This is a genomic window from Arthrobacter sp. SO5 (assembly GCF_020532805.1).
GTDB lineage: Bacteria > Actinomycetota > Actinomycetes > Actinomycetales > Micrococcaceae > Arthrobacter.
Genome location: NZ_MQTQ01000008.1, coordinates 68,584 through 95,295, shown reverse-complemented (window position 1 = coordinate 95,295; position 26,712 = coordinate 68,584). Strand labels below are relative to the sequence as shown.

The following is a 26,712-nucleotide window of genomic DNA, read 5'->3' as shown; positions in this document are numbered from 1 at the left end:
TGGAGGATGGAATGTCTGTTGCACTGACCCGCGGTGTGTTGTTCGTTCACTCGGCCCCGACTGCCCTGTGCCCCCACGTTGAGTGGGCCATAGGTTCTGTCGTGGACAAGCGGACCGATCTTGAGTGGACTGCCCAGCCTGCTGCGCCCGGAATGTTCCGGGCAGAGCTGTCGTGGACCGGAAATCCGGGCACGGGGGCCCAGTTGGCGTCGGCCCTGCGGGGCTGGGCGCATCTGCGCTACGAAGTCACGGAGGAACCCAGCCGGGGTGTGGACGGCGGCCGCTGGTCCCACACGCCCGAGCTCGGCATTTTCCACGCTGTTACGGATGTGCACGGCAACATCATGGTTTCCGAGGACCGCATCCGCTATGCCTACGAATCCGGCGCCGGCGACCCCTCGGCGGTCTACCATGAGCTTTCACTCGCCCTCGGCGAAGCCTGGGACGAGGAGCTGGAGCCCTTCCGGCACGCCGCCGAAGGTGCTCCGGTGCGCTGGCTCCACCAGGTGGGCTAGGACCCACGAGCCAGAACCCTCCCCGGCGCTTTCCATAGCTACGCCGGAAGGCAGATGGCGGCAATGTTCACGAAGAACATTGCCGCCATCTGCCTTCTCGGTGTGCCGGCCGCAACAGAGCGGGAGCGAACGCTTAGATGCTCCGCACCGCGATCACGGCGTTGTGACCGCCGAAGCCGAAGGAGTTGCTCAGCGCCGAAATGCTGCCGGAGGGCAGCTCGCGGGCCGTCGTGACGACGTCGAGCGGAATTTCCGGGTCCTGGTTCTCCAGGTTGATGGTCACGGGTGCCTTGCGGTCGTAGATGGCCATGACGGTCAGTACGGCTTCCACCGCACCGGAGGCGCCCAGCAGGTGCCCCATCTGCGACTTGGTGGCCGAGACCGCGACGTTGTCTACGTGCTTGCCGAGGGCTGCCTTGAGGGCCGCGTACTCGGGCTTGTCGCCCACCGGGGTGGAGGTGGCGTGCGCGTTGACGTGCACCACGTCCTCCGGCTGGATCCGGCCGTCGAACATGGCCGCCTTGAGCGCGCGGGTGGCGCCAAGGCCTTCGGGGTCGGGGGCGGTGATGTGGTACGCGTCGGCAGTGACCGAGGTGCCGGCCAGCTCGGCGTAGATCCGGGCGCCGCGGGCCAGCGCGTGTTCCTCGGCTTCGAGGACCAGGGCGCCGGCGCCTTCACCCATCACGAAGCCGTCGCGGTCGCGGTCATACGGGCGGGAGGCGTGCTCGGGATCGTCGTTGCGGCGGGAAAGTGCCTGCATCGAGGAGAAGGCGGCAATCGGCATCGGGTGGATGGCGGCTTCGGCGCCGCCGCAGACGACGACGTCGGCCTTACCGGAGCGGATGAGTTCGAGGCCCATGTGCACGGCCTCGGTGCCGGAGGCGCAGGCCGAGACGGGGGTGTGGGCGCCGGCGCGGGCTCCGAGGTCCAGGCTGACCGCCGCGGCCGGGCCGTTGGGCATCAGCATGGGAACCGTCATGGGAAGAACCCGGCGGGGGCCCTTTTCGCGCAGGGTGTCCCAGGCGTCCAGGAGGGTCCAGACGCCGCCGATGCCGGTGGCGAAGGCCACGGCGAGGCGGTCGTGGTCGACTTCGGTGATGCCGGAATCGGCCCAGGCCTCGCGGGACGCAACAACGGCGAACTGCGTGGACGGGTCCATGCGCTTGGCCTCTACCCGGCTCAGGACCTCGGTCGCGGGGGTGGAGGCACGGGCGGCAAAGTGGACGGGCAGCTCGTACTTGGCCACCCAGTCGTCCTCAAGCGTGTGCGCGCCGGAGACGCCCTTCAGCGCGTTCTTCCACATCGTGGGGACATCGCCGCCGATGGGCGTGGTGGCGCCCAGACCGGTAATGACTACTTTGCGTGCCATGGGATCACTCTCTGTCGGTGCGCCGCCCTCGCCGGACCTGGGTGCCGGGGCCTGCGTTGGGAAAACTTTGTGGTCTCGCACTAGCTGGTCTTGCCCTAGCCAGGCGATGCAGTAGCTGGTTGTGCAAACGGCGCGGTCCGGGGTGCAGCTGCGCCCCGGACCGGCCCGGGCCGAAAATCAGGCCTGTGCGCTGGCGATGAAGCTGACGGCGTCGCCTACGGTCTTGAGGTTCTTGACTTCCTCGTCCGGGATGCGCACGCCGAACTTCTCTTCGGCGTTGACGACGATGGTCATCATCGAGATGGAGTCGATGTCCAGGTCCTCGGTGAAGGACTTGTCCAGCTCGACTGCGTCGGGGGCCAGGCCGGTCTCTTCGTTGACGATTTCAGCCAGGCCGGCCAGGATCTCTTCGTTGCTAGCCATTGGTGGCTCCTTTTCTTGTTGGTTGCCGTGGGCGGCCGGTGTGCCGGCCGTCCGGGCGGAATTGATTCAAACCGAGGGTTCGGCTTGGTGGTGGGTGTGTAGCTGTGGGGTGGAAAACGGGAAAGCGGTGGGCGCCTACGGCAGCACGATCACTTGGGCACCGAAGACCAGTCCGGCACCGAAACCGATCTGCAGTGCCAGCCCGCCGCTGAGCTGCGGATTCTCCTGCAGCAGGCGGTGGGTGGCCAGGGGGATGGAGGCGGCGGAGGTGTTGCCGGCGTCGGCGATGTCCCGCGCGATGATGACGGACTCCGGAAGCTTCAGCTTCTTGGCCATCTCGTCGATGATCCGCATGTTCGCCTGGTGCGGGATGAAGGCCGCGAGGTCTGCGGCGGTGATCCCGGCAGCGTCCAGCGCCTGCTGGGCAACCTTGGCCATCTCCCACACGGCCCAGCGGAAGACAGTCTGGCCGTCCTGTCGCAGGGTCGGCCAGGCGGCGGCGTCGGTGCCGGCGGCTTCTTCCCCGCTGAGCCCGCCGCCGCGCCTGCCGGCAGTGGCGAGTTCGCGGAGGTCCAGCATGGAGTTCGTCATGCCGATCGCATCCCACTTGCTGCCGTCAGAGCCCCAGACCGACGGGCCGATGCCCGGAGTGTCGGAGGGGCCGATCACGACGGCGCCGGCGCCGTCGCCGAGCAGGAAGGAAATGGTGCGCTCGGTGTTGTCGATGACGTCGGACAGCTTCTCGGCCCCGACCACCAGGACGTAGTCGGCCGCACCGGAGCGGACCAGGGCGTCTGCCTGGGCGATGCCGTAGCAGTAGCCGGCGCAGGCCGCCGAGATGTCGAAGGCCGGGGCCGGCGTCGCGCCGAGGCGGTCAGCGAGGCTCGCGGCGGCGGACGGCGTCGCGTACGGGTGGGTCACAGTGGAGATGATGACGGCGCCGAGCTGGGAAGCTTCGATGCCGGCCTTTTGCAGGGCCTCGCGGGCTGCGCCTTCGGCCATGTCAATGACGCTGACGTCGGCGGGGGCGCGGTGCCGGGTGATGATGCCGGTCCGCTGGCGGATCCACTCATCGGAGGAATCGATCCACTCGCAGACGTCCTCGTTGGTCACGATCACGCTGGGACGGTAGGCGCCGACTCCCATGATGCGGGTGTTCTCGTGCAGGGGCGCCTGCTTCAGGGTGGGAACGCTCATGCCTGTCCTTCCAGTTCTGCGAATAGGGCCAGGGCGGCGGACAGATCATCCGGGGTCTTGACGGTGACGGTCTTGACGCCGGGCATGGCGCGCTTGGCCAGCCCGGCGAGCGTGCCGGCGGGGGCGAGTTCGATCAGTCCGTTCACGCCGCGCTTGACCATGGACTCCATGCACAAATCCCAGCGGACTGGGCGGGAGACCTGGGCGATCAGGCTGTCGACGGCGGCGGCGCCGTCGGTGACGTCCGCGCCGTCGAAGTTCGAGAGCAGGGGAACCTGCGGGTTCCGCGGGTGCAGCGTGGGCCGGAGGGCCTGCAGCGGTGCGGCGGCGGGGGACATGTGCGAGGTGTGGAAGGCGCCGGCGACCTTGAGCGGGATCACCCGGGCCTTGGCCGGCGGATTGTCCGCAAGTGCCTTGAGCTGGTCCAGGGTGCCGGCGGCCACGATCTGGCCTGCGCCGTTGACGTTCGCTGCGGTGGCGCCGCACGCCTCGATGGCGGACAGGACCTCCGCCGGGTCTCCGCCCACGACCGCGCTCATGCCGGTGGGGGTGGCCGCGGCGGCCGCGGCCATGCTGTTGGCCCGTTCGCGGACAAACGTCATGGCTTCCGTGTCCGTCAGGACGCCGGCCAGGGCCGAGGCCGTGATTTCGCCGACGGAGTGGCCGGCGAGGATGACCGGAAGGGTGCTCAGTTCGACGTCGAAGAGGGAGCCCGCGGCCACCAGCCCGGCGGCGACGATCAGGGGCTGCGCAACGGCAGTGTCCTTGATGGTCTCCCCGTCGGAGGTGGTGCCGTGGGCGATGAGGTCGATGCCGGCTATTTCGCTGAGCGAGGCCAGCTGGCCTGCGACGGACGGCAGTTCCAGCCAGGGGGCCAGAAAACCGGGGGTCTGGGAGCCCTGTCCAGGGCAAACGATTGCAAGCACGTATCCAGCTTTCCAAATTACTGCGCGATTATCGGTGCATTCATGCACCAAGCTCTGGGGGTCGGTTTGTAGGAAGTCTACAACTGTTCAGGCGTTGTTGCGGGACGGCTGGCGTTCCGTGGCGGGCTTCGGCGGGGCGGCGAGCCGGCCCACGACGAGGGCCGTCTGGAGCACAAAGGCCTCCCGCGGCAGGAGCGGATCCCAGCCGGTGACATCGCAGACCCGCTTGAGCCGGTAGCGCACGGTGTTGGCGTGGACGAAGAGTTCCCGGGCCGTCGCCTCCAGGGAGTGGCCCAGTTCAAGGTAGGTGCCCAGGGTCTCTACTAGCCCGTTCGAGGCCGCCAGGAGGGGGCGGTAGATGTTCTTGACGAGGGAGCGCCGGGCCGCGTCGTCGCCGGAGATGACGCGCTCGGGCAGGAGGTCATCGGCCGCCACGGGGCGCGGCGCGGCCGGCCAGGCCCGGGCCGCGGTCAGCCCGGCGAAGGCGGACTGGGCGGAGCCGCTGGCTTCGGGCAGGGAACCGGCCTCGGCGCCGTAGACCACCGGTCCCGGCGCGAACAGCTCGCTGAGTTTCAGGAACGCGGTCTCCCGGTCCTGGACCCCGCCCAGGATCAGGATGAGGCGGTCGCCCTGGATGCCGACGAGGGCATCCTCCGCGAAGCGCCCGGCGGTCCGGCGCAGTTCGCTGACGTAGCTGGCGCTGGGTTCGGACGGGGAATTGCCCACCATCACGGTGAAGCGTTCCTGCGCCTTCCAGCCCAGCGCGGCGATCCGGGACCGCAGCGCATCAGTGTTTTCCCCGCGCAGGATGGCGTCCACAATGAGCGCTTCCAGACGGGTGTCCCAGGATCCGCGGGATTCCGCGGCGCGGGCGTAGACGTCGGCGGCAGCGAACGCTACTTCGCGGGAGTAGCGCAGCACGGCTTCGCGCAGCGCGCCCTGATCCGCTTCGGGGGCGATCACCGGCACCTGGTCCTCGACCACTTCCACGACGATCCGGATGAGCTGGAGGGCCTTCTGCAGGCTGATGGAGCGCGTGAGTTCCGTCGGCGCGGTGCCGAAGACGTCGGACAGGATCCACGACGGCGAGCTGGGGCGTTCGTACCAGGTGACGAAGGCTGCGATGCCGTTCTGGGCCACCATGCCCAGGGCGGAACGTTCGTCGGAGTTCAGCCGGCTGTACCACGGCAGGGACTTCTCGAGCTGGCGCAGCGTCGTGGTCGATAATTGGCCCACGCTTCCCCGGAGCTTCTTGAGCGTCTCGACCTTCTCCGGGGACATCGCCCTCGAGGCGGGCTTGCGTTTTGCGGGAGTGGTGATCGGCTCGGACATGCATCGAGCATACGGTGCCCGCCGCCCAAGCCCCAGTTGTGCAAAGGCTACAACGCGCATTGTTGCGGGTCACAGACGTTAAACGCCGACGGCGGCCCCCGCCTTTCGGAGGGACCGCCGTCGTGCGCTGTGCGGGACGCGGTTTAGGAGTCGCCGCCGGCGTTGCCGGTGGTGCCGGCGTTGACGTTGTGCAGGCGGTACTTCTCGATCGCTTGGGCCGGGGCCTGGGCGTCAACCTCTCCGCGGCGGGCGAGCATCTCCAGGGAACGGACCACCACTGAGTGGATGTCGTTCTTGAAGAAGCGGCGCGCCGCGGCACGGGTGTCCGAGAACCCGAAGCCGTCCGCGCCGAGGGAGGCGAACTCGTTCGGCAGGAACTGGCGGATCTGGTCCGGCACGGCCTTCATGTAGTCCGTGACTGCCACGATGGGCCCGGTGGCGCCGGCGAGCTGTTCGGTGACGAACGGCACGCGGGCCGGCTTGCCCGGGTTGAGGAAGGCATCTTCCTCGGCGGCCATGGCGTCGCGGCGCAGTTCGGTCCAGGACGTCACGGACCAGACGTCGGCGGAGACGCCCCAGTCCTCGGCGAGGACTTTCTGGGCTTCGAGGGCCCAGGGAACGGACACGCCGGAGGCGAGGATCTGCGTGCGCGGGCCATCGATCTTGGCCGGCGCGAGCAGGTAGATGCCCTTGATGATGCCTTCGACGTCGAGTTCCGCCGGCGCAGGGGGCTGCACGATCGGCTCGTTGTACACCGTGATGTAGTACATGACGTTCCGCGACGGGTCGTTGTCGGCAATTTCTTTCCCGGCTTCGCCGGGGCCGTACATGCGGTTGAGCCCGTCGCGCATGATGACCCCGATCTCATAGCCGTACGCCGGGTCGTAGGTCATGACGGCCGGGTTGGTGGCCGCGAGCATGGGGGAGTGCCCGTCCGCGTGCTGCAGACCCTCGCCGGTCAGCGTGGTGCGTCCGGCGGTGGCGCCGATGATGAACCCGCGCGTCATCTGGTCCGCGGCAGCCCAGAAGGAATCTCCCGTGCGCTGGAACCCGAACATCGAGTAGAAGACGTAGACCGGGATCAGCGGTTCGCCGTGGGTGGAGTAGGAGGTTCCCGCGGCGGTGAAGGCTGCCACGGACCCGGCCTCGTTGATGCCGGCGTGCACGATCTGGCCGGAGATGGACTCCTTGTAGGCCAGGACGAGCTCGCGGTCCACGGAGAGGTAGTTCTGGCCGTTGGGGTTGTAGATCTTCGCCGTCGGGAAGAAGGCGTCCATGCCGAAGGTCCGGGCCTCGTCCGGGATGATCGGCACGATCCGTTTGCCGAACTCCTTATCCCGCATGAGGTCCTTGAGCAGGCGGACGAAGGCCATGGTGGTGGCTGCCATCTGCTTGCCGGAGCCGCGGTTGGCGACTTCGTAGACCTTCTCCTCCGGGAGGGTGATCTCGGTGTGCCGGGAGCGGCGTTCGGGGACGAATCCGCCCAGTTCCTTGCGGCGGCCCATGAGGTACTGGATCTCCGGGGCGTCCATGCCGGGGTGGTAGTACGGGGGCCGGTACAGGTCCGCTTCCAGCTGCTCGTCCGTGATCGGGATGCGCAGGTGGTCGCGGAAGGCCTTGAGGTCCGCCATGGTGAGCTTCTTCATCTGGTGCGTGGCGTTGCGGCCCTCGAAGTGGGTGCCCAGGCCGTAGCCCTTGACCGTGTGCGCCAGGATGACCGTCGGCTTGCCCTTGAATTCCGTGGCGGCCTTGTACGCGGCGTACACCTTGTTGTAATCGTGGCCGCCGCGCTTGAGGTTCCAGATCGCGTCGTCGGAAAGGTCCTGGACCATTTCCTTGGTCTGCGGGGTCTGGCCGAAGAAGTGCTCGCGGACGAACGCGCCGGACTCGGCCTTGTACGTCTGGTAATCGCCGTCGACCGTCTCGTTCATGATCTTGACGAGCGAGCCGTCCTCGTCCTTGGCCAGGAGCGAGTCCCACTCCCGTCCCCAGACCACCTTGATGACGTTCCAGCCCGCACCGCGGAAGAACGCTTCGAGTTCCTGCATGATCTTGCCGTTGCCGCGGACGGGTCCGTCGAGGCGCTGGAGGTTGCAGTTGATGACGAAGTTGAGGTTGTCCAGCTTGTCGTTCGCGGCGAGCTGGAGCAGGCCGCGGGACTCGGGCTCGTCCATTTCGCCGTCACCGAGGAACGCCCAGACCTGCTGGTCCGAGGTGTCCTTGATGCCGCGGTTGTGCAGGTAACGGTTGGACTGCGCCTGGTAGATGGCGTTCATCGGGCCGATGCCCATGGAGACGGTGGGGAACTCCCAGAACTCCGGCATCAGGCGCGGGTGCGGGTAGGAGGAAAGGGCATGGCCTTCCTTGGACTTCTCCTGGCGGAAGCCGTCCAGGTCCTCTTCGCTCAGCCGGCCTTCCATGAAAGCGCGGGCGTACATGCCGGGGGAGGCATGGCCCTGGAAGAAGACCTGGTCTCCGCCGCCGGGGTGGTCCTTGCCGCGGAAGAAGTGGTTGAAGCCGACCTCATAGAGGGTTGCCGCGCCGGCGTAGGTGGAAATGTGGCCGCCGACGCCGATATCCGAGCGCTGGGCGCGGTGCACCATGATGGCGGCGTTCCAGCGCAGCCAGGCGCGGTACTTGCGCTCGATTTCCTCGTCGCCGGGGAAGGCGGCTTCCTGATCCACGGGGATCGTGTTGACGTAGTCCGTGGTGGTCACCATCGGGACGCCCACGCTCTGGGCGCCCGCCCGCTGGAGCAGGCTACGCATAATGTACTGGGCACGTTCGGTGCCCTGTTCCTGAATCAGGTTATCCAGGGACTCCAGCCATTCGGCGGTCTCTTCCGGATCACGATCAGGCAGCTGGTTTGTCAACCCGCTGAGGATATGGGAGGTATCTCCTGCAGCCACGTCCAACCTCTCTTTGAGCGCATTCATCGGCGCCCTCAGCTCCGGCAGGGTAACTGCCTGGCGTGAACGCGACGTGTGCGACATATCGGTTACAACAGCCCGGTCATGTGTGCCGGGCAAGGTCCAATCACAACTTTCCTGCCGGTGTCGGCAGGGCAGCCGCCCTTGCGGGCGTAGTCGTCACCAGCCACTCTAGTCCGGACACCTTGCGGATGCGTAGCGGGCAGCATGGGGGCCACCGCGTATTTCCCGGGCATACTGGTGGTGTGAGGAAGATCCGCCCTGCGGACTTCTGAGCGCCCTGTGTGACGCAGAATATGGCGGATCGCAGTGCCAACAGCTTGAAGCGCAGGCCCAAAGGGTGTTGGCTTGGAGTAATGGAAATCACTAGAGCTATTGAAGACACTAAGCATAGGAGCAACACGTGAGCGAGGCCGACGCCGCCACTTCGGTAAATGTGGCGGAAAAACTGGGTTTCAAGTCCGGGGATCTGATTCAGGAATTCGGTTACGACGACGACGTCGACTTCGACCTGCGTGACGATATTGAAGACCTCACGGGCTCGGAACTCTTTGACGAGGACGATCACGAAGTGGTTGATTCCGTGATTCTTTGGTGGCGTTCCGACGACGGCGACCTCGTTGACACATTGGTCGGCTCCCGGACCACCCTGACCGAGGGCGGCGTTGTCTGGGTCCTGACGCCAAAGTCCGGCCGGGTGGGCTATGTCTCACCGGCGGACATCCAGGATGCCGCGCCCACGGCAGGGTTGCACTACACCACGTCCGCGGGTGTCTCGAAGGACTGGAGCGCCACGCGCCTGGTCACCCGGAAGAACAAGTGACGCCAGCCGGCGCAGCCGACACGGCCGTGCTGCTAGCAGGCGTGCCATTGGCAGGCGTGCACCCGGCAGCCGGACACCAGCCGGCCGTGCCGGCCGTTGGTGAGCTGGCTCCGGACTTCGAACTCGTGAACCAGTACGGCGAGCCCGTGCGGCTTTCGGCCCTGCGCGGCCGCAACGTCGCCGTCGTATTTTTTCCCTTCGCGTTCTCCGGCATCTGCACGGGCGAACTGTGCGAGATCCGGGACAACCTGGCTCTCCTTGAGGAATCCGGCACCACCGTTTTGGGCATCTCGGTGGACAGCAAGTTCGCACAGCGGGCCTATGCGGAGAAGGAAGGCTATACCTTCGACCTCCTGGCCGATTTCTGGCCGCACGGCGCCGTCGCCGAACAGTACGGCGTGTTTGATCCCGACAGCGGCATGGCCCAGCGCGGAACATTCATCATCGATGCGGACGGTACCGTGCGCTATGTGGTGGTGAATCCCCGCGGCCAGGCCCGGGACTTCGCCGGTTACCGGGCCGCCCTGGCGGGACTTGCCGGGAACTGACGGCGGGACAGAGACGGTGAGGCAGCGGCGGCCCGGGATCGGCATGACTGGCTTTGCCAGCCTGCCGCCAGTCGCGGCCGCCGAACCTGCCCGCGATGAACTGGAAAGCCTGCAGGACATCCACGCCTTGCTGGCCGGAGGGCGCTTCGCCGTCCTGACGGGGGCCGGGCTGAGCACGGACTCAGGCATCCCCGACTACCGCGGCCCCGGCTCCGCGCCCCGGGCTCCCATGACGTACCAGGAATTCATCGGCGAAGCCGACAACCGGCGCCGTTACTGGGCCCGCAACCACATCGGCTGGTCGCACCTGCGGCGGGCGGACCCCAACGACGGCCACGCCGCCGTCGCCCAGCTCGAACACCGCGGCCTGCTGACCGGCCTCATCACCCAAAACGTGGACCGCCTCCACCAGGAGGCCGGCAGCATTAATGTCATAGACCTGCACGGCCGGTTCGACCAGGTGATCTGCCTCGCATGCCGCCGCCGCTACAGCCGCGCGTTGCTCGCGGGTGTCTTCGAAGAACTCAACCCCGGTTTCCTGGAACGGGCACTGGCCGCCGGAGTGGTGGAGATGGCGCCCGACGCCGACGCCACGGTGGAGGACGCGGGGTTGATCGAAAGCTTTATGGTGGCACAGTGCCCGGCCTGCGGCGGGACGCTCAAGCCCGACTTCGTATACTTCGGCGAAAACGTCCCCAAGGACCGGGTGGAGCGTTCCTATGCCATGGTCGACGAGGCCGGCGCCCTGCTTGTCGCGGGGTCCTCCCTGACGGTGATGAGCGGGCTCCGGTTCGTCCGCCACGCCGCCAAGCAGGGCAAACCGGTCGTGATCATCAACCGGGGGCAGACCCGCGGGGACGACCTCGCCACCATCAAGCTCGACGCCGGAGTCAGCGAGTCACTCAGATGGCTCGCGGATGAGCTCCCGCCGCTCTGATCCCGATTGGCGTTCTGCCCGCCGCATCCGGTACAGTAGCTGTTCGTTGGTTGACGCGCTGAGGTGCAGAATCAACGGTTTGGGTCTTTAGCTCAGCTGGTAGAGCGCCACGTTTACACCGTGGATGTCATCGGTTCGATCCCGGTAGGACCCACCACGAAAAAACCCCGTTGCTGCAGGCCCAATGGCCCGTACAGCGGGGTTTTTGCTGTGTCGCCAGGGTGAACACGGCACGCGGGCCGCTTCTGGACTGCACGCCACGACGCTCCCGGGACCAGAACGATGGCGCCCGACCTGGAGAGGGGGACGCCATCGTGACGGTGGGCTACTTGTTGATTGCCACGGCGTCTTCCTTCGACATTTCGATCATGGCAAACTCCGGGTCGTCCTCGTACGACTTCACCCGAGCCACGTGGAAGATGATGAGCCCGTAGACGGCCTTTGCCACAATGTCAGCGACCGAGTAGCCGACCTGCTTGAACACCCATGCATCCGAGCCTTCGATGTTGAGCAACGGAAGCAGATACGCGATCGGGTACACAAGCCAACTCGCGAGGAGCAGGAAGCGCAGCCCGCTGAGGGTGCCGCGCACCGAGGCGGGCTGCTTGCCTAGTGACTTGGTGAGCTGCACGAACAGCACGTAAAGGATGTACACGAAGGGGATGGTGGAGAGCAGTCCGAAGATTGCGCGGACGCCGTTGTCGCCGCTGATCTCGCCCGGGTAGCCGAGGATGATCATCAGCGCGGCAGCCGGGATGAGCTGCCTGATGAGCCGTTTCTGCACCGATTGCGCGAGCGCAAGAACTGCAATGAGTTCAAACAGCAGCAGCGGCACGGTCAGCAGCCAGTCCACGTAGCGGTATCCCTCGTTGAACGCCTGGCCGACTGCCTGCGTGTAATCGCCCTTGCCGCCCACGGTGTCAGTCACGAACGACGCCCTGAAGGAGTCGAAGATCCTGAAGTAGTGGTACGCGGCGATGCCGCAGACGATGATTGCCACCGTGATCGCCTGCCGATAACGCGGCAGGATTCGCGGCAGCGCGATCAGCAGAAACAGCGCCGTAAACAGCTGCGACGCGATGACCAAAGACAAGAAGTTGTAGACGGTGTCGAATTGGCCGTGGGTGAGAGAGTCGGGAATCACGGATCCTCCATGGTTGCGGTGTCCGAGCGCGGTCTTCGACGAACTCGGTCGGAACTGTAGTATAGTTGACTTAGTGAGTAAGTTACTATGTGATTCAGATAACTCCTACCAAAAACCGAACTTGACTCTTACGCATCGAGGTATCCGCGCCTCGACCGGGAGGGGCGGAAGAGTGGAAACACCACGCACCAAGCACGCCCTCGCTGGCTTTCCCTACGCAGCCACCAGATTCGTCCGTGCCCTCGAGCGCAACCGCGAAAAGATCGCCACCGACCGCGGCCTCTCGCCCAGTGAACTGCGGGCGCTGTTCTGGATTGCCGAGAACGCCAGCGTCACACCCAAGCAACTCGCGGAACACATGGAGCTCACCACCGGGGCAATCACGGCGATCTCAACCCGGCTGGTGAATCTGGGGTGGCTCGCACGGCTGGCTCATCCTAACGACCGGCGCAGCCTGTACCTCGAGCTCACCCCTGACGGGCACGCGGTGATGGCCGACATTCACGCCGAGTTCAACGGGATGATCGCGGCGTCCACCACGGGTCTCACAGAGCAAGAGCTGGCAGCGTTCGAAGCGGCCCTCCTGACCGTCGCCGAAGAGGTAGCCCGGCGCACGGGGTTGTAGTGCCCGTCCAGCCAGACTGTCGCAGCCCCGCCCTACAGTAACGGGCATGGAACATGTGATGGTGAAAACAGACGCGGAAGGCCGGCCCATGGCGGTGGTCCGCGGCAGCCGCGAATGGACGGTCGGCGCCGAGCCGGTCCGCTGGTTCGAGCGGGTGAACTGGTGGGAGGCCGAGCGGCGGATGCCCAAGGGCCTGAGCCGGGTTGACGTCGAGGTCTGGCAGGTCCAGGCGAGGCTGGGCAGAAATCTCGCTTCGGCGCTGACGACCATGGAAATCGTCCGGGACGGACTCGGCGGCGGCTGGCGGCTACGGGAGGCAGTTGCGGACGCGGCGTAGCGGGCGGCGGGCGGGACCGAATCGAGCAATGGAAAAGCCTTCCACCGCGACTATTGGGGGATGCCGCGGTGGAAGGCTTGTAATGAATATACCGTGAATACTTGGAAATGTGAAACCGTCCGAGGGCGTTTTGCCGCCGGAGGGCGGCCTCGTAGATCGCTAGCCCCGGGGTTAGGTCCGCACGGCCACTGGCGCGCTCCACTCGCACCTCAGGCGGCGTCCCCTTCAGAACAAGGGCGGCTGCGGCCTTCTTGCGTCCTGCGGACTCTGGCGGAACCCCCGGACATGGGGTAGGACTGGGGCATGAAAGGGTCGCAGGCGACGGGTCCGGCCGTCGTGCCCATAGTGGGCCAGCTCCGCTCCTACGACCGCGCGTGGCTGCGGGGTGACCTGATCGCCGGCTTGACCGTCGCGGCCCTGATCGTTCCCAAAAATCTGGGCTACGCCGGCATCGCGGGGATTCCGCTCCAGAACGGCCTGTACGCGGCGGCTGCCGGGGCCATTGTGTACGCGATCTTCGGCACGTGCCGGCAGATCTCGATGGGTCCAAGTTCAGGCCTGGCGGCTGTGGCCGCGAGTGCCGTGCTCGCAGCAGGCATCACCAGCGAGCAGGATGTCGCCTCGTTCGTTGCGGGGATCACACTCGCCTCGGGGATACTGTTCCTGCTCCTCGCCGTCTTCAAGATGGGCTGGATCGCCCAGTTCCTCTCTCGGGCCGTGGTCACGGGCTTCCTCTTCGGTGCGGCCATCGACGTCGTGATCGGGGAGCTGCCGAAACTCACGGGGACCGAGGTCACCGGCTCCAATCCGATCCAGGAACTGCGGTCCTGGCTGGGGACCTTGGGCGAGGCGCAGACGACCACCGTGGTGGTGGGCGTCGTCGCGCTGGCCGTCGTCTTCGGGCTGAGGGCGATCGCGCCCAGGGTCCCCGGAGCCCTGGTCCTGGTCGTGGGCGGATTGCTGGCGTCGGCGGTGTTCGATCTGGGCGCGAAGGGCGTGGCGCTGGTGGGCGATGTGCCCCGGGGCCTGCCGTCGCTGGAAGTCCCGAACGGTCAGCTGATGTGGGACCACGTGGGAACCGTCGCCCTGGCAGCGGTGGCGCTGGTCCTGATCGGCTTCTCCCAGACCGCTGGCGATGCGCGGGCTTTCGCCGCCAAGCACCGGTATCAGATCGACATCAACCAGGAATCTGCTGCCCAGTCACTGGCCAATATTGCCTCTGGATTCTTCAAGGGGATGCCGGTCTCGACGAGTCTGTCGGCAAGTTCGCTGAACGACCACTCCGGGGCGAAGACCAGCCTGGCATCGCTCACCTCGGGCGTCACAGTATTGCTGACGCTGCTCTTCCTGGCGCCGCTCTTCTCGATCCTGCCCAAGTCGGTGCTGGCGGCCCTGATCATCGAAGCCGTGGTGATGGGCATGATGAATGTTCCGGAGATGCGGCGGCTTGCCCGGGTGCAAAAGTTCGACTTCTGGATTGCGGTCGCCGCGGTAGTCGGCACCCTCATCTTCGGCGTGCTCGCCGGTGTCATCATCGGGATCGGACTCTCGCTCATTTGGCTGGTCGGCGTGGCCACCCACCCGGAGATGCCGTCCCTCGGGCGCGAACCGGGCACCCAGGTCTACCGCGAAGCCGAGGGTCACCCCGGCGACGATGTGGTTGGCGGCGTGGCGGTGATCCGGTTCGACGGCGGCCTCTTCTTCGCCACCGCTGATGCGCTGGAGGACCGCCTGCGTGAGGTCATCCAATCCACACCGGGACTCACCGGCATCGTGCTTGACTGCGGCGGGATCAACTTCGTCGACTCGCAGGGCGCAGCGAAGATGGCGGACATCGTGGACCTCGCGCGCCAGGCAGGCGTCAGCCTGCGCCTGACCAGGCTGAAGCCCGCGGTTCGGGCCACTTTGGACAGGGATGGTGTGATCGAGCTCATCGGTCAGCAGATGATCCACGGGAACATCTACAGGGCCGTGCAGGCGGAACAGGCGACGCAGGGGAAGGGCCCTGACGGCACGTCCGCCTAGTTGGTCGCCACAGCGCCGCCGTCTTGCGGCGGGCCGGGCAGGCCGCGGGACCTAGTAGAAGCCGCGGGACCTAGTAGAAGTGGACCGTGTCCACGACGTGGGGAAGTTCGCCGCCGTCCAGGAACGTGCGCAGGTTGCTGCAGAAACGCTCCGCGATCAGCCGGTTTTCGGCCTCGCTCAGGGCCGAAGTGTGCGGGGAAACCATCACCTTCGGGTGGCTCCACAGCGGGCTGTCCTGCGGGAGGGGCTCGACGGCAAACACATCGAGGCAGGCGTAGGAGACCTGGCCGTTCCCGAGGGCCTCAAGCAGCGCGTCCTCGTCCACCACGGTGCCACGGCCCACGTTGACGAAGACCGTTCCGGGTTTCATGGCCGCGAAGACCTCGCGGCTGAAGAGTTTTTCCGTATAACGTGTGCCCGGAAGCGTATTGACGACGGCGTCAGCCGTGGCCAGAAGCCCGGCGAGGCCACCGTTGTCCGCGACTTCCTCGATGCCGTCGATGGGCTCCACAGCCCGCTTCGTGCCGCTGACGGTCATGCCCAGGGCCCGGGCGATGCGCGCAGTCTCCAGCCCGATTTCGCCCAGGCCGGTGACCACGAGGTGTGAGCCATGTACCAGGCGCGTGGGGGTGCGGAGATCGGGCCAGATCCTGGCCGTCTGGTCCTGTGCCAGTTCAGCGCTGCGCTTGAATCCATTGAGGATGCCGAGGGCGGCGAACTCGGCGAGCGGCAGGGCATGAACGCCAGCAGAGGTGGACACCTTGAACTTCGCCAGGGTCCCGGCATCCAGTCCTGATGCTCTCACCGTACCTCCGGCGCCCGCCGCCATGGCGTGGATCCAGGCCAGGCGGGGGTTGCTGGCGGCGATTCTGGCCAGGCCCGCCGGGCTTTCGTCAGGGAACCCGTACAGGACCTGTGCCTGGTTCAGCATGTCCCAGTAGCGTTCTTCCTGCTCCGGCGTCCGGTGGAAGTCCGGATCTCCGGAGTGGTCCGCTGGGAAGCGTTCCGGCGGCAACAGTTCCGGTTCGTAGAGGACGGTTACGGAGGGATCTACGGCGCGTATGCGCTCCACCTGCTCGGCTTCAAGGGGGACTGCGATCGCGACGATGGTCTCAACGGGTCTCATCGAACCATCCTATGGACTGGCGCTGATCTGCTTGGTCTTCGCGAGTCCGCCGTTCGTCGGTCCGCTTAGCGGCGCGGGACCGGGACGAAGACCCTGGGCTGGTTCTTCCACTCCGGTTCCATCTCGGTGATGGTCTCGCGCATGATCCGGTCCGATGCTGCCCGGGCGGCGGCGCTGTCCCCGGCGGCAATCGCTTCGGCCACGTCCACATGCCATTGCAGGGCAGTTTCCCGCGGGTGGGCGGGCATCAGGCCGTGCACTGTCCGGCCGGTCAGCGTCTCGGCGACCTGGCCCACCATATTGGCGAACATTTCGTTGCCGGATCCGGAAAGCAGCAGCGAGTGGAAGTGGATGTCCAGCTCCAGGAACCGCGGTACATCTCCGGCCTGGCCGGCGTCGCGCATGGCGTGCGAAACCTCCACGAGCTCGCGCCGCAGCTCCGCCGGGGCATTGACGGCGGCCAGTTCCGCGGCCACGGGCTCGACGGCGGTGCGGAGCTCGGCGAGGGAGCGCAACTGGGCTCCGCGGCCTTCGCCCGCGAGGCGCCAGCGGATGACCCGCGGGTCAAAGGGATTCCAGCGGTCCGCCGGCAGCACCCGGATACCCACCCGCTTGGTGGTCTCAACCAGGCCCAGGGACTGAAGCACACGGACCGCCTCGCGCACCACCGAGCGTGAAACGCTGAGTTCGCTTTCCAGGTGCTCGGCCAGCATGACGTGGCCGGCCGGGAGCTCGCCTGCGACGATCCGGGTACCCAGGTGCTCGATGGCACGGTGGTGGAGGCTGGTTGACATAGTCGTAAGCATAATGCGGCAGGCCCTAAACAAGACGGACAGGGGGACGGACAGGGGGACGGACAGCCGGAAGGACAGCCGGCCGGACGGCCAGCCGCCGTTCCGCCCCCGACAGGCGGGAAGTGCGCCGGAAATCATAGACTGGTGGTGACGCGCCGTATTCCGCTTCGTGGGCACTGCTTTCCCGCAGCCCGCGGAGATACATATGGTTTATTCACAGGCACTGTTCCCGTGGAGCGTGTTCCGCAGCCTCACGCGGGACGATCTGCACTCGTTGCACAGAAATGAATTGGAGTTTTGATGTCAGCACACATCGGTGTCACCGGCCTTGCGGTGATGGGGGCCAACCTCGCCCGAAACCTGGCCCGGAACGGCTTCACCGTTGCCCTGCACAACCGGTCCGTCGAAAAGACCGACGCCCTGCTGGCCAAGCACGGCCGGGACGGCGACTTCGTCCGCACAGAGACGCTCCAAGAGCTCGTGGACTCGCTGGAAAAGCCGCGCCGCGTGCTGATCATGGTCAAGGCCGGCAAGCCGGTCGACTCCGTGATCGAACAGCTCGAGCCGCTCCTGGAAGCCGGCGACATCATCATCGACGCCGGCAACTCCCACTACGAGGACACCCGACGCCGCGAAGCGGCGCTCGCCAAGAAGGACCTGCACTTCGTCGGCATCGGCGTCTCCGGCGGTGAGGAAGGTGCCCTCAACGGCCCCTCGATCATGCCCGGCGGCTCCAGGGAGTCCTACGACGCCCTCGGCCCGCTCCTGGAAAAGATCGCCGCGCACGTGGACGGCAAGCCGTGCTGCGCCTGGATCGGCACAGACGGCGCCGGCCACTTCGTCAAGATGGTCCACAACGGCATCGAATACGCCGACATGCAGGTCATTGGCGAAGCGTTCGACCTGCTGCGCTCCGGCGCCGGCATCGAACCGGCAGAGCAGGCCAGGATCTTCGCAGAGTGGAACAAGGGCGATCTCGCCTCCTTCCTGATCGAAATCTCCGCCGAGGTCCTCGGCCACGTGGACGCGAAGACCGGCAAGCCGTTCGTCGACGTCGTCGTGGACGCCGCCGGCCAGAAGGGGACCGGCCGCTGGACGGTCATCTCCGCGCTCGAGTTGGGATCCCCGACGTCGGGCATCGCGGAATCGGTCTTCGCCCGCGCGCTGTCCTCCCAGACTGAGCAGCGCAAGCTGGCCCAGGAACTGCTCGCCGGCGGAGAGGCCGACGTCGAGGTCCCCGAGAGCTTTGTCGAGGATGTCCGCCAGGCGCTGTACGCCTCCAAGCTGGTCTCCTACGCCCAGGGGCTGGACATGCTCACCTCAGCTGCCAAGGAATACGGCTGGGACCTGAAGCTGGACGAGATCGCCTCGCTGTGGCGCGGCGGCTGCATCATCCGCGCGGAACTCCTCAAGGAGATCACCAAGGCCTACGCCGCGGAAGAGAAGCCGGCCAACCTGCTGTTCGCCCCGGCCTTCACCCAGGCGATCGCCGAGCTCCTCCCGGCCTGGCGCCGGGTGGTCTCGACGGCAGTCCAGCTCGGCATCCCGGTGCCGGTGTTCTCCTCTTCGCTGGCCTACTACGACGGCCTGCGCCGCAAGCGCCTCCCGGCCGCCGTGATCCAGGGCCAGCGCGACCTCTTCGGCGCGCACACCTACGGCCGCGTCGACGCTGAGGGTTCGTTCCACACGCTCTGGGGCGAGGACAAGTCCGAGATCGAGGCTGTGGACACCCACTAGGCCCAGTCCTGCACCCGGACGGCCGGCACTCCCCGATACGCTGGGGAATGCCGGCCGTCCGTGTTTCCGGCCACAGACCGTCCAAGGAGTGCACCACATGTCCCAGCCCGTAGCGTTTGTCACCGGTGCGTCCACCGGCATCGGTTTTGAAACTGCCAAGAAGCTCGCGGCGCAAGGATTCACGGTCTATGCCGGGGCGCGCCGCGTCGAGAAGATGGAGCCGTTGAAGGCGCACGGGGTCAAGGTGGTGGCCCTGGACGTGACGGACGAGGAATCCATGAGTGCCGCCGTCGGCGCGGTGATTGCCGTTCATGGGAGGGTCGATGTCCTGGTCAACAACGCGGGCTACGGCTCCTACGGCTCGCTCGAGGAAGTGGAACTTGCCGAGGGCCGGCGGCAGTTCGACGTCAACGTGTTCGGCCTGGCCCGGATGACGCAACTGGTGCTGCCTGCCATGCGGGCAACAGGGCGGGGCAGGATCATCAACGTGTCCTCCATCGGGGGGCAGATGTATGAGCCGCTGGGCGCCTGGTACCACGCCACGAAGTTCGCCGTGGAGGGGCTCAGTGACTCCCTGCGGGTTGAGCTCAAGCCCCACGGCATCAAGGTTTCGATCATCGAGCCGGCCGGGACCCAGACCGAGTGGGGCGCCATCTCCGGCGAAAGCCTGCTGGCAACCTCGGGCCGCGGCCCCTACATGGATCAGGCGAAGGTCGTGGCTGCTGCGCTGGCCTCCACCGACGGATCGGCGATGTCCACACATCCTGATGTGATTGCGGACGCGATTGTGCACGCAGCGACCTCGGCACGTCCGAAGACCCGGTATCCGGTGGGCAAGGGCGCGCGCGCCATCCTGCTGCTCCGGCGCCTGCTGCCGGACCGGGTCTTTGACGTCGTGATCTGGAACATCTACAAGCGCTTCCCCGCCTAGGGAACGCCGCGCGGTCAGATCCGGTATTCGATCTCGTACTCGGCTGGATCGACGGCAGGCTTGGTCTCGCGTTGCGCGTCGCGGTGCCGCCAGGTGGCCGGCACCCCGGTGAGGATCGATTCGGCCGGGGCATCCTTGACCACCACGGCGTTGGCGCCGATGGCACTGTCCTGGCCGATGGTGATGGGACCCAGGACCTTGGCTCCGGCGCCGATCACGACGCGGTCCCCAATGGTGGGGTGGCGCTTGACCTTGGCCAGCGAACGGCCGCCAAGGGTCACGCCGTGGTAGATCATGACGTCCTCGCCGATTTCGGCGGTCTCGCCGATGACCACGCCCATGCCGTGGTCGATGAAGAAACGGCGGCCGATCGTTGCGCCGGGGTGGATCTCAATCCCGGTCATGAACCGGGCCAGCTGGGAGATCAGCCGGGCCGGGAACCGCAGCGCCGGGTTCTGCCACAGCCGGTGCGTCAGGCGGTGGAACCAGATCGCGTGCAGGCCGGAATAGGCGAAGAAGTTCTCAAAAGAACCTCGGGCCGCCGGGTCGTGGGACCGGGCGGCGTCGAGGTCTTCCTTCAGTCTTGCGAAGAAGCTCACAAAGACCTTTCTACGAAATCTTGGGCCGGGGCTGGTCTCAGCCGCGGATGTCGTCGTACAACACGGTGGAGATGTAGCGCTCACCGAAGTCGCAGACAATAGCAACAATGAGTTTACCGGCGTTCTCCGGCCGCTTGGCGAGCTCGAGGGCCGCCCAGACGATCGCACCGGAGGAAATGCCGCCAAGGATACCTTCCTTGACGCCCAGCTCGCGGGCCACGCGCACCGAATCTTCCAGGCTGGCGTCGATGACCTCGTCGTAGACGCTGGTGTCCAGGATCTGCGGAACAAAGTTGGCGCCGAGGCCCTGGATTTTGTGCGGGCCGGGGGCGCCGCCGTTGAGGATGGCGGAGTCCTTCGGTTCGACGGCGATGATCTGCACGCCGGGCTTGCGCTCCTTGAGGACCTGCCCGACGCCGGTGACGGTTCCGCCGGTGCCGACGCCGGCGATGAAGATATCGACCTTGCCGTCCGTATCGGACCAGATTTCCTCGGCCGTGGTCTGGCGGTGGATCTCGGGGTTGGCCTCGTTCGCGAACTGCTGGGCCCAGATGGAATTCTCCGTGGCAGCCACGATCTCCTGGGCCTTCTCCACGGCGCCGCGCATGCCTTCGGACCCCGGCGTCAGCACGATCTCGGCGCCGTAGGCGCGGAGCATGACACGGCGTTCTGTGGACATGGTTTCCGGCATGGTCAGGATGACCTTGTAGCCGCGGGCCGCGCCGACCATGGCCAGGGCGATCCCGGTGTTGCCGGACGTGCCTTCGACGATGGTGCCTCCGGGCTTGAGGGCTCCGGACTTCTCGGCAGCGTCGACAATCGCGACGCCAATCCGGTCTTTGACGCTGTTGGCCGGGTTGTAGAACTCCAGCTTGACGGCCACTGTGGCGTCCAGGCCCTCGGTCAACCGGTTGAGCCGGACCAGCGGAGTGCCGCCGACCAGCTGGGTCACATCGTCATAGATCCGTGCCATGGGTATATGTACCTATCTGCAGAAGGAGAGGGGGAGTACTAAGGCCAGCCTAACGAGGGCTCAAGGGGCCCAGCTAAGCATTAAGCCACGAGGAGTAATATTTCCTGGCCTTGGCGAGCTTCGGGTTGATGATCACCTGGCAGTAGCCTTCCTCCGGGTACTTGGCGTAGAAGTCCTGATGCATGGCTTCGGCCCGGTGGAACACCGGCAGCCGGCTGACCTCGGTCACGATCGGGTGCGACCACAGCTGCTGGTTCCGCTCGATTGCTTCCTCGAAAAGGATCTTCTCCTCCGTGGTCTCGTAGAACATCGAGGAGCGGTACTGCGTGCCGACGTCGTAGCCCTGGCGGTTAAGGGTGGTGGGGTCGTGCAGTGCGAAGAACATGTCCAGGATGACCTCCGCCGGGATCACGTTCTCATCGAAGGTCACCGCAACCACCTCGGCATGGCCTGTGGTGCCGCCGCACACGGCGTAGTAGTCCGGGTCTGGGTCGTGGCCTCCCGTGTAACCCGAAACGACCGAGCTGACACCCTTGGTTTTCTGGTAGACGGCGTCGAGGCACCAGAAGCAGCCTCCGCCGAGGACAAAAGTTCTCATGCTCTGTTCTCTCATGCACTGTTCAATGGTTGAAACGTCCCGTTGATTCCCGACGCCGGCGGGTCCGGCCGGCCGATAGGGTAAAAATGAGGGTATGGAACCTGTAAACAGCGACGTTTCAGCCGGGTCCCCGGACCGCCAGGATGCCGGCAACGGGGACGTGGACGCATCCGGGGCGCCGACCCTGGGCATGATCCTGCTCGCCGTCGAGGAACTCTGGCCCGAATCCCTGGCCGAGGACTGGGATGAGGTGGGGCTCGTGGCAGGTCACCCGTCCGCCGGGGTGAGCAGGATCCTGTTCGCCGTCGATCCGACCCTTGAGGTGATCGAAGAGGCCATCGACTGGGGTGCCGAACTGCTCATCACCCACCATCCCCTCCTGCTCAAGGGCGTCACCTCGGTGGCCGCGAACACCGCCAAAGGCAAAGCCGTGCACCGCCTGATCGAGTCGGGAACCGGCCTGCTGACGGTTCACACCAACGGTGATTCCGCCGTCGGGGGCGTCTCGGACGTTCTGGCCGACGCGCTGGGCCTGCAGAACGTTGCCCCGCTGACCCCGGCCGCCAACGGGTTGCCGGAGGAAGGCATCGGCCGCGTCGGGGACCTCGAGGAGATGATCACGCTGGGTGACTTTGCCGCCCGCGTCTTCGGTATCCTGCCCTCGGTCGCCGGGGGAGTGCGCGTTGCCGGGGACCCGGACGGCCTGGTCCGGCGGGTTGCCCTCTGCGGCGGGGCCGGCGATTCACTGTTCGGTGAGGTGCGGGCGAGCAACGCGGACGTGTACGTGACCGCAGACCTTCGGCATCATCCGGCGTCGGAAGCGCGCGAGTCGGCCGTCAATGACCGGCCGTACCTGATCGACGTTTCGCACTTCGCCAGTGAATGGCTCTGGCTGCCGGCCGCCGCCCAGGCGCTGGGCAATGTACTGGCCGATCAGGGGCACGACGTCGAGATCCGGGTCAGCACCACCAACAGCGACCCCTGGGACTTCATTCTGACTCCGGGCTAAGCCTGGCGTGCGAGGGGCCCCGGGTGAGCGCAGCGAGGCTGGGAGCACGCTAGGCGCTAGAGTCTAGGGAGCGCCGACTAGGCGCCCGGCTCCGGCCGGCAGGGAACAAGCGGAGGTAATAGTGGCCAAGGCAGCACCGGCGGAACAGTTGAAGTTGCTCGAATTGCAGGGACTTGATGCCAAGCTCAAATCCCTGTCCAACCGCCGCCGAAGCCTTGAAAGCGATTCCCGGATTACCGATCTTGAGGCTGCCCTCGGCATCGCCAACGGTGAACTCGGCGCCGCTAAGGTGGCCATGCACGACGCCGAGCTCGCGCTCAAGCGGGCCGAAGCGGACGTCGAGCAGGTTGCCTCCCGGATCGAACGCGACGAGGCGAAGCTCAACAGCGGCACTGGCCTGTCCAAGGACCTCGTCGCCCTGCAGCGTGACCTCGTATCCCTGAACAAACGCCGCTCCGACCTTGAGGACGTCGAGCTGGAGGTCCTGGAACGGCTGGATTCACTGCGTCTGCGCCAGGCCGCCCAGCAGCAAATCGTCGATGATATCCAGGGTTCCTTCGCCGTCATCCGTGCAGAACTGGACGAGCAGCTGGCCGAGATCGCCGCCGAGGCCACAGTCGTCCGCGGCAAGCGCGCCGAGTTTGCCGAAGGGCTGGACGCGGGCCTGCTGGCGGTTTATGAGAAGACCCTGGCCAAACGTGGCGTCGGCGCGGCCCGGCTGTTCCACGGAACCTCGGAGGGTTCGGGCATGCAGCTGAGCCCGGGCGACCTCGCCGAGATCAAGGCCGCCGCCGAGGACGACATCGTCTTCTGCCCGGATTCCGGCTGCATCCTGGTCCGCTCCGCCGAGTGGGTCTAGCAAACCACCCAAGTGACTCGCAGCAAAGGCCGTTTTGGACGCTCAAAACGGCCCCAGCTGCGAGTCACTTCGGCAGGATGATGTTGAGGGTGTGCGGCTTCCGGGCCGTGCCCTCGACGAGCTCCGCGGTCCATCTCTCCGCCGCCGACTTCAGTAGCTGCGCGGGGGTCTGCGGTGCCTTGCCCCGGCGTGTCAGCAGATGCCGGGCCAGCTCCCCGCGGGTGTGTTTGGCGAAGTGGCTGACCACCTTGCGGACGCCGTCGGCCTCGGTGAACACGTTCACGGCGACAGTCTGCGACGGCGGGGGAGTCCAGGCCGCGGCGTAGGTGCTGGAGCGGCAATCGACCAGAAGCTCACCGTCCGTGGCGGCCAGCAGGGCCTCGGTGAGGTGCGGCTTCCAGAACGAGGCAAGGCGTCCGACGTCGGCCAGTGCCGTCGACATCGACAGCCGGTACGCCGGCACGCGGTCGGCGAAGCGGATGGCGCCCCACAGCGCGGAAACCACCAGCACCGACGCGTCTGCTCTCTTCCGCTGGGCCGGGGTCAGCGAGTTGTAATCGAGCGCGTCGTACAGCACGCCCGAATACACCTGGTGTGCAGGCGCCGCAGGTTCGGCGTGCAGGCGGGTGTTGCGTTCGACGTCGGCGCGCAGCGAGGCGCCGACGCCGAGGAGCGCCAGGGCGTCCTCATGGGCGCTGACGGTGCCGAGCGCCTCCAGGACCTTGGCCCGGTAGCTGTTCAGGCCGGGGAAGCTCAGGGACATCCAGTCGACGGCGTCGCCGCCCGCGGCTGGCGTCTTGCCCTCGGAGGGCGGCAGCAGAATTAGCACCCTACGATCTTAGCCGCGCCCCGGATCAGGCCAGCTGCCTGCCCAGGAAGGACAGGATGCTGGGCAGGATGAGCCGCCAGTAGACGGATTCGTGGCCGCCGGGCTGGAAGCCGCCCTCGACGTGGCCGGGGAGCCTGCTGACGTACTCCTGGACATAAGGCAACAGGGCGTCCTCGGTCCCGCAATCGATCCGCTTGGGCAATGTCTCCAGCTGGGGCCGCAGCGCGAAGACATCGTTTGCCTGGAAGTCCTCGGGGCTGTCGAAGGCGTCCTCCAAACCGTCGCCATACTCGCTGAAGACCGCCGGACTCATCGCCGCCACAGCCTTGAGGCCGGGCAGCTTCCCCTGCGAAGCGAGCAGGAGCACGCCGAATCCACCCATCGAAAGGCCCAACAGTCCCAGCTGTCCGGTGTCGAAGCCGAGGCCGGCCAGCAGCGGGACGAACTCGGCGACCAGCATGGACTGGGTGTCCGTGCCGTCGGCCCGAGCATGCCACCACCCGTCGCCGCCGTCCACGGACGCGATCGCGAATGGTGTCCCGCCGTCGGCCAGGTACCGCTGCAGGATGGCCTGGATGCCGAGGTCCTCGAAGAGGAAGCGGTTGTCGCTGCCGGTACCGTGCAGGAAGACCACCACAGGCATCTCCTGCTGCCCGGCCCCGGCGATGACCGGCGCCGCGAGAGACCACCCGGTGGCGGTATCCGGGCGGAAGGCCGAGACAAAGGATCCCTTCCGGACGTCGACGCCGGGAGCCGTGCTGACAGGAACAGTGGCTGGCGTCGGCTGGCCGGTCAGCACGCCGTTCGGGGGACCGGTCTGCCGCCCCGACAAAGCTGCTTCCGGCTGGCCTGCCGGGGGCGCGCAGGCCGCGATTGCGGCGGCGCCAAGAAGGCCGGCTCCGAGTTCCAGCATCCGCCGGCGGCCAAGCAACGGCTCTTCCATCTTCTGATCATAAGTGTCAGGGCTGTGCGCCACCGAGTCCGGGCCACGCCGCCGCTGCCGCTGACGCTGCCGAGCCGGAACATGACGCCTTGCTCATACGGGCCTCATACGGGCGCAGCCGGTGATTCGCCGTCCCGGGGGACCGTAGAATGGACGACGGATGGGTTGACCAGGCGGCCGCGCGTCACGCAAGTGGCTCGAGGAACGTCCGGGCTCCGCAGGGCAGGGTGGTGGGTAACGCCCACTCGGGGTAACCCGCAGGCCAGTGCCACAGAGAACAGACCGCCTGCGTGCCGTGTGTGCTTGCACAGGCGGCAGGGCAGGTAAGGGTGAAACGGTGGTGTAAGAGACCACCAGCTTCCCGGGTGACCGGGAAGGCTAGGTAAACCCCACCCGGAGCAAGGCCAGACAGGGCACGTTTGAGGGCTGCTCGCCCGAGTGTCCGGGTAGGCTGCTGGAGGGCGTCGGCAACGGCGTTCGTAGATGGATGGCCGCTATTCCCGCACCGGCAACAGCGCGGGAACACAGAACCCGGCGTATCGGTCAACCCATCCACCAACGCAGGGATCATCCGGCCGGTTAGAGCTGGTGGCTCGCCGGGATACTTCCCGCCGAAATGCGGCCGCGCCCCCGTTGCCCGAGGTAACGGATTGGTGACGGATCGGGGCTGACCCATCCGGGCCGGCTGCGCTGTCGAAGTACTCCTGACAGACAAGCACCGGGCCCGCCCGAGTCACTCGGTAAAGCACCACCCGCGGGAACGGTCACCACCCCACAGATTTCAAGGAGCACTCCCATGCGCACATCCCTCAAGACCTTCGCCGGCGTTGCCGCTGCCGGTTCCCTCATGTTCTCCCTGGCCGCCTGCAGCCCGGCGAACACCGCCTCCTCCGCCCCGGCCACCTCTACGGCCTCCTCCTCCGCCATGGCCGCCATGCCCAAGCCGCTGGCCGCGATCCCGGCACTGACCGGGACCTCCACCGCGGTCAAGCTCGATGCCTCCTTCGCCAAGGCCCTGGAAACCCTCAAGCTCACCCCCGGCGTGGTGGGCACCGCGGCCCTGACCGACGGCTCGCTGATCTTCCCGATCACCGGCGGCAAGGTCGACTACTACGACCCCGCCCAGGACTACCGCCCGTACGTGCAGGGCCTGATCAGCCACGCCGGCTCCGGCTTCTCCCTT

At 66.6% G+C, this 26,712-nt stretch carries 25 protein-coding genes, 1 tRNA gene, 1 other RNA gene and 1 pseudogene; 14 read left to right on the top strand and 14 right to left on the bottom strand.

What is annotated here, in order from left to right; all coding sequences use genetic code 11:
• Positions 1 to 11 precede the first annotated feature (11 nt).
• Complete coding sequence (locus BJG92_RS01975) at positions 12 to 515, top strand: DUF3145 domain-containing protein (RefSeq protein ID WP_232082332.1); 504 nt, start codon at positions 12 to 14, stop codon at positions 513 to 515.
• Positions 516 to 648: 133 nt separating this feature from the next.
• Here the strand turns inward: BJG92_RS01975 and fabF are convergent, their stop codons facing one another.
• From fabF to aceE, 6 genes are all read right to left on the bottom strand, one after another.
• Positions 649 to 1,884: a beta-ketoacyl-ACP synthase II gene (fabF, locus tag BJG92_RS01970; RefSeq protein ID WP_232082331.1), complete on the bottom strand. Its 1,236-nt coding sequence runs from the start codon at positions 1,882 to 1,884 to the stop codon at positions 649 to 651.
• A gap of 177 nt (positions 1,885 to 2,061) precedes the next feature.
• Positions 2,062 to 2,307 carry an acyl carrier protein gene (locus BJG92_RS01965; RefSeq protein WP_232082330.1) on the bottom strand — a complete coding sequence of 82 codons (246 nt, stop codon included), beginning with the start codon at positions 2,305 to 2,307 and terminating at the stop codon, positions 2,062 to 2,064.
• Between the two features lie 135 nt (positions 2,308 to 2,442).
• Positions 2,443 to 3,504 carry a beta-ketoacyl-ACP synthase III gene (locus tag BJG92_RS01960; protein ID WP_232082329.1) on the bottom strand — a complete coding sequence of 354 codons (1,062 nt, stop codon included), beginning with the start codon at positions 3,502 to 3,504 and terminating at the stop codon, positions 2,443 to 2,445.
• Positions 3,501 to 4,430, bottom strand: coding sequence for an ACP S-malonyltransferase (locus BJG92_RS01955; protein WP_232082328.1), 930 nt, complete (start codon positions 4,428 to 4,430; stop codon positions 3,501 to 3,503). Before BJG92_RS01955 ends, BJG92_RS01960 begins: the two co-directional genes overlap by 4 nt.
• An 87-nt stretch (positions 4,431 to 4,517) precedes the next feature.
• Positions 4,518 to 5,762: a CdaR family transcriptional regulator gene (locus BJG92_RS01950; protein ID WP_232082327.1), complete on the bottom strand. Its 1,245-nt coding sequence runs from the start codon at positions 5,760 to 5,762 to the stop codon at positions 4,518 to 4,520.
• A gap of 143 nt (positions 5,763 to 5,905) precedes the next feature.
• A complete protein-coding gene (aceE, locus tag BJG92_RS01945) occupies positions 5,906 to 8,698 on the bottom strand; it encodes a pyruvate dehydrogenase (acetyl-transferring), homodimeric type (protein ID WP_232082326.1) in 2,793 nt (930 codons plus the stop codon).
• A 397-nt stretch (positions 8,699 to 9,095) separates the two neighbouring features.
• On the opposite strand from aceE, the gene BJG92_RS01940 reads away from it, so the two are divergent.
• The 4 genes from BJG92_RS01940 (at position 9,096) to BJG92_RS01925 (ending at position 11,157) form a co-directional block, all read left to right on the top strand.
• Entirely contained in the window at positions 9,096 to 9,515 is a 420-nt protein-coding gene (locus BJG92_RS01940) for a DUF3052 domain-containing protein (RefSeq protein WP_232082325.1), read from the top strand.
• A 41-nt stretch (positions 9,516 to 9,556) separates the two neighbouring features.
• Positions 9,557 to 10,063 carry a peroxiredoxin gene (locus BJG92_RS01935; RefSeq protein WP_232082324.1) on the top strand — a complete coding sequence of 169 codons (507 nt, stop codon included), beginning with the start codon at positions 9,557 to 9,559 and terminating at the stop codon, positions 10,061 to 10,063.
• A gap of 43 nt (positions 10,064 to 10,106) precedes the next feature.
• Complete coding sequence (locus tag BJG92_RS01930; RefSeq protein ID WP_269461634.1) at positions 10,107 to 11,000, top strand: NAD-dependent protein deacetylase; 894 nt, start codon at positions 10,107 to 10,109, stop codon at positions 10,998 to 11,000.
• 81 nt (positions 11,001 to 11,081) lie between these two features.
• Positions 11,082 to 11,157 (top strand) — tRNA-Val (locus tag BJG92_RS01925).
• Between the two features lie 168 nt (positions 11,158 to 11,325).
• Here BJG92_RS01925 and BJG92_RS01920 read toward each other — a convergent pair.
• Positions 11,326 to 12,144, bottom strand: a complete 819-nt coding sequence (locus BJG92_RS01920; protein WP_232082322.1) for a bacteriorhodopsin-like — start codon at positions 12,142 to 12,144, stop codon at positions 11,326 to 11,328.
• A 172-nt stretch (positions 12,145 to 12,316) separates the two neighbouring features.
• On the opposite strand from BJG92_RS01920, the gene BJG92_RS01915 reads away from it, so the two are divergent.
• The 3 genes from BJG92_RS01915 (at position 12,317) to BJG92_RS01905 (ending at position 15,131) form a co-directional block, all read left to right on the top strand.
• Positions 12,317 to 12,769: a MarR family winged helix-turn-helix transcriptional regulator gene (locus BJG92_RS01915; RefSeq protein ID WP_232082321.1), complete on the top strand. Its 453-nt coding sequence runs from the start codon at positions 12,317 to 12,319 to the stop codon at positions 12,767 to 12,769.
• 46 nt (positions 12,770 to 12,815) lie between these two features.
• A complete protein-coding gene (locus tag BJG92_RS01910; RefSeq protein WP_232082320.1) occupies positions 12,816 to 13,106 on the top strand; it encodes a hypothetical protein in 291 nt (96 codons plus the stop codon).
• 303 nt (positions 13,107 to 13,409) lie between these two features.
• Entirely contained in the window at positions 13,410 to 15,131 is a 1,722-nt protein-coding gene (locus tag BJG92_RS01905) for a SulP family inorganic anion transporter (RefSeq protein ID WP_232082319.1), read from the top strand.
• A gap of 70 nt (positions 15,132 to 15,201) precedes the next feature.
• Here BJG92_RS01905 and BJG92_RS01900 read toward each other — a convergent pair whose 3' ends face one another.
• Positions 15,202 to 16,257 carry a D-2-hydroxyacid dehydrogenase gene (locus tag BJG92_RS01900; protein WP_232082318.1) on the bottom strand — a complete coding sequence of 352 codons (1,056 nt, stop codon included), beginning with the start codon at positions 16,255 to 16,257 and terminating at the stop codon, positions 15,202 to 15,204.
• 65 nt (positions 16,258 to 16,322) lie between these two features.
• Complete coding sequence (locus tag BJG92_RS01895; RefSeq protein WP_232082317.1) at positions 16,323 to 17,051, bottom strand: FadR/GntR family transcriptional regulator; 729 nt, start codon at positions 17,049 to 17,051, stop codon at positions 16,323 to 16,325.
• A 300-nt stretch (positions 17,052 to 17,351) separates the two neighbouring features.
• Between BJG92_RS01895 and gndA the strand changes: the two genes are divergently transcribed.
• Both gndA and BJG92_RS01885 read left to right on the top strand, forming a co-directional pair.
• Positions 17,352 to 18,788, top strand: a complete 1,437-nt coding sequence (gene gndA, locus BJG92_RS01890) for an NADP-dependent phosphogluconate dehydrogenase (protein ID WP_232082316.1) — start codon at positions 17,352 to 17,354, stop codon at positions 18,786 to 18,788.
• A gap of 97 nt (positions 18,789 to 18,885) precedes the next feature.
• Complete coding sequence (locus tag BJG92_RS01885) at positions 18,886 to 19,719, top strand: oxidoreductase (protein ID WP_232082315.1); 834 nt, start codon at positions 18,886 to 18,888, stop codon at positions 19,717 to 19,719.
• A gap of 14 nt (positions 19,720 to 19,733) precedes the next feature.
• On the opposite strand, the gene epsC is transcribed toward BJG92_RS01885, so the two are convergent.
• From epsC to msrA, 3 genes are all read right to left on the bottom strand, one after another.
• Positions 19,734 to 20,318: a serine O-acetyltransferase EpsC gene (epsC, locus tag BJG92_RS01880; RefSeq protein WP_232082314.1), complete on the bottom strand. Its 585-nt coding sequence runs from the start codon at positions 20,316 to 20,318 to the stop codon at positions 19,734 to 19,736.
• A 37-nt stretch (positions 20,319 to 20,355) separates the two neighbouring features.
• Positions 20,356 to 21,291: a cysteine synthase A gene (cysK, locus tag BJG92_RS01875; RefSeq protein ID WP_232082313.1), complete on the bottom strand. Its 936-nt coding sequence runs from the start codon at positions 21,289 to 21,291 to the stop codon at positions 20,356 to 20,358.
• A 73-nt stretch (positions 21,292 to 21,364) separates the two neighbouring features.
• Positions 21,365 to 21,889 (bottom strand): peptide-methionine (S)-S-oxide reductase MsrA, encoded by a 525-nt coding sequence (msrA, locus tag BJG92_RS01870; RefSeq protein ID WP_232082312.1) that lies wholly within the window; start codon positions 21,887 to 21,889, stop codon positions 21,365 to 21,367.
• 94 nt (positions 21,890 to 21,983) lie between these two features.
• Here msrA and BJG92_RS01865 point away from each other — a divergent pair, with 94 nt between their 5' ends.
• Both BJG92_RS01865 and BJG92_RS01860 read left to right on the top strand, forming a co-directional pair.
• On the top strand, positions 21,984 to 22,898 hold the full coding sequence (locus BJG92_RS01865) for a Nif3-like dinuclear metal center hexameric protein (RefSeq protein ID WP_232082311.1): 915 nt from the start codon (positions 21,984 to 21,986) through the stop codon (positions 22,896 to 22,898).
• Between the two features lie 121 nt (positions 22,899 to 23,019).
• Complete coding sequence (locus BJG92_RS01860; RefSeq protein ID WP_232082310.1) at positions 23,020 to 23,757, top strand: zinc ribbon domain-containing protein; 738 nt, start codon at positions 23,020 to 23,022, stop codon at positions 23,755 to 23,757.
• A gap of 64 nt (positions 23,758 to 23,821) precedes the next feature.
• Here BJG92_RS01860 and BJG92_RS01855 read toward each other — a convergent pair whose 3' ends face one another.
• Both BJG92_RS01855 and BJG92_RS01850 read right to left on the bottom strand, forming a co-directional pair.
• Positions 23,822 to 24,586, bottom strand: coding sequence for a YaaA family protein (locus BJG92_RS01855; protein ID WP_232082309.1), 765 nt, complete (start codon positions 24,584 to 24,586; stop codon positions 23,822 to 23,824).
• 25 nt (positions 24,587 to 24,611) lie between these two features.
• Positions 24,612 to 25,529 (bottom strand): alpha/beta hydrolase-fold protein, encoded by a 918-nt coding sequence (locus tag BJG92_RS01850; protein ID WP_232082308.1) that lies wholly within the window; start codon positions 25,527 to 25,529, stop codon positions 24,612 to 24,614.
• 161 nt (positions 25,530 to 25,690) lie between these two features.
• On the opposite strand from BJG92_RS01850, the gene rnpB reads away from it, so the two are divergent.
• Both rnpB and BJG92_RS01840 read left to right on the top strand, forming a co-directional pair.
• Positions 25,691 to 26,084, top strand: an RNA gene (rnpB, locus tag BJG92_RS01845) — RNase P RNA component class A.
• 241 nt (positions 26,085 to 26,325) lie between these two features.
• Positions 26,326 to 26,712 (top strand): annotated as a pseudogene (locus BJG92_RS01840) (hypothetical protein); the annotation flags it as partial.

Coding starts and splice junctions, on each gene's coding strand:
- BJG92_RS01975 (WP_232082332.1), top strand. CDS start 12: ATGTCTGTTGCACTGACCCGCGGTGTGTTGTTCGTTCACTCGGCCCCG.
- fabF (WP_232082331.1), bottom strand. CDS start 1,884: ATGGCACGCAAAGTAGTCATTACCGGTCTGGGCGCCACCACGCCCATC.
- BJG92_RS01965 (WP_232082330.1), bottom strand. CDS start 2,307: ATGGCTAGCAACGAAGAGATCCTGGCCGGCCTGGCTGAAATCGTCAAC.
- BJG92_RS01960 (WP_232082329.1), bottom strand. CDS start 3,504: ATGAGCGTTCCCACCCTGAAGCAGGCGCCCCTGCACGAGAACACCCGC.
- BJG92_RS01950 (WP_232082327.1), bottom strand. CDS start 5,762: ATGTCCGAGCCGATCACCACTCCCGCAAAACGCAAGCCCGCCTCGAGG.
- aceE (WP_232082326.1), bottom strand. CDS start 8,698: ATGAATGCGCTCAAAGAGAGGTTGGACGTGGCTGCAGGAGATACCTCC.
- BJG92_RS01930 (WP_269461634.1), top strand. CDS start 10,107: ATGACTGGCTTTGCCAGCCTGCCGCCAGTCGCGGCCGCCGAACCTGCC.
- BJG92_RS01910 (WP_232082320.1), top strand. CDS start 12,816: ATGGAACATGTGATGGTGAAAACAGACGCGGAAGGCCGGCCCATGGCG.
- BJG92_RS01905 (WP_232082319.1), top strand. CDS start 13,410: ATGAAAGGGTCGCAGGCGACGGGTCCGGCCGTCGTGCCCATAGTGGGC.
- BJG92_RS01900 (WP_232082318.1), bottom strand. CDS start 16,257: ATGAGACCCGTTGAGACCATCGTCGCGATCGCAGTCCCCCTTGAAGCC.
- BJG92_RS01895 (WP_232082317.1), bottom strand. CDS start 17,051: ATGTCAACCAGCCTCCACCACCGTGCCATCGAGCACCTGGGTACCCGG.
- gndA (WP_232082316.1), top strand. CDS start 17,352: ATGTCAGCACACATCGGTGTCACCGGCCTTGCGGTGATGGGGGCCAAC.
- BJG92_RS01885 (WP_232082315.1), top strand. CDS start 18,886: ATGTCCCAGCCCGTAGCGTTTGTCACCGGTGCGTCCACCGGCATCGGT.
- cysK (WP_232082313.1), bottom strand. CDS start 21,291: ATGGCACGGATCTATGACGATGTGACCCAGCTGGTCGGCGGCACTCCG.
- msrA (WP_232082312.1), bottom strand. CDS start 21,889: ATGAGAACTTTTGTCCTCGGCGGAGGCTGCTTCTGGTGCCTCGACGCC.
- BJG92_RS01865 (WP_232082311.1), top strand. CDS start 21,984: ATGGAACCTGTAAACAGCGACGTTTCAGCCGGGTCCCCGGACCGCCAG.
- BJG92_RS01850 (WP_232082308.1), bottom strand. CDS start 25,529: ATGGAAGAGCCGTTGCTTGGCCGCCGGCGGATGCTGGAACTCGGAGCC.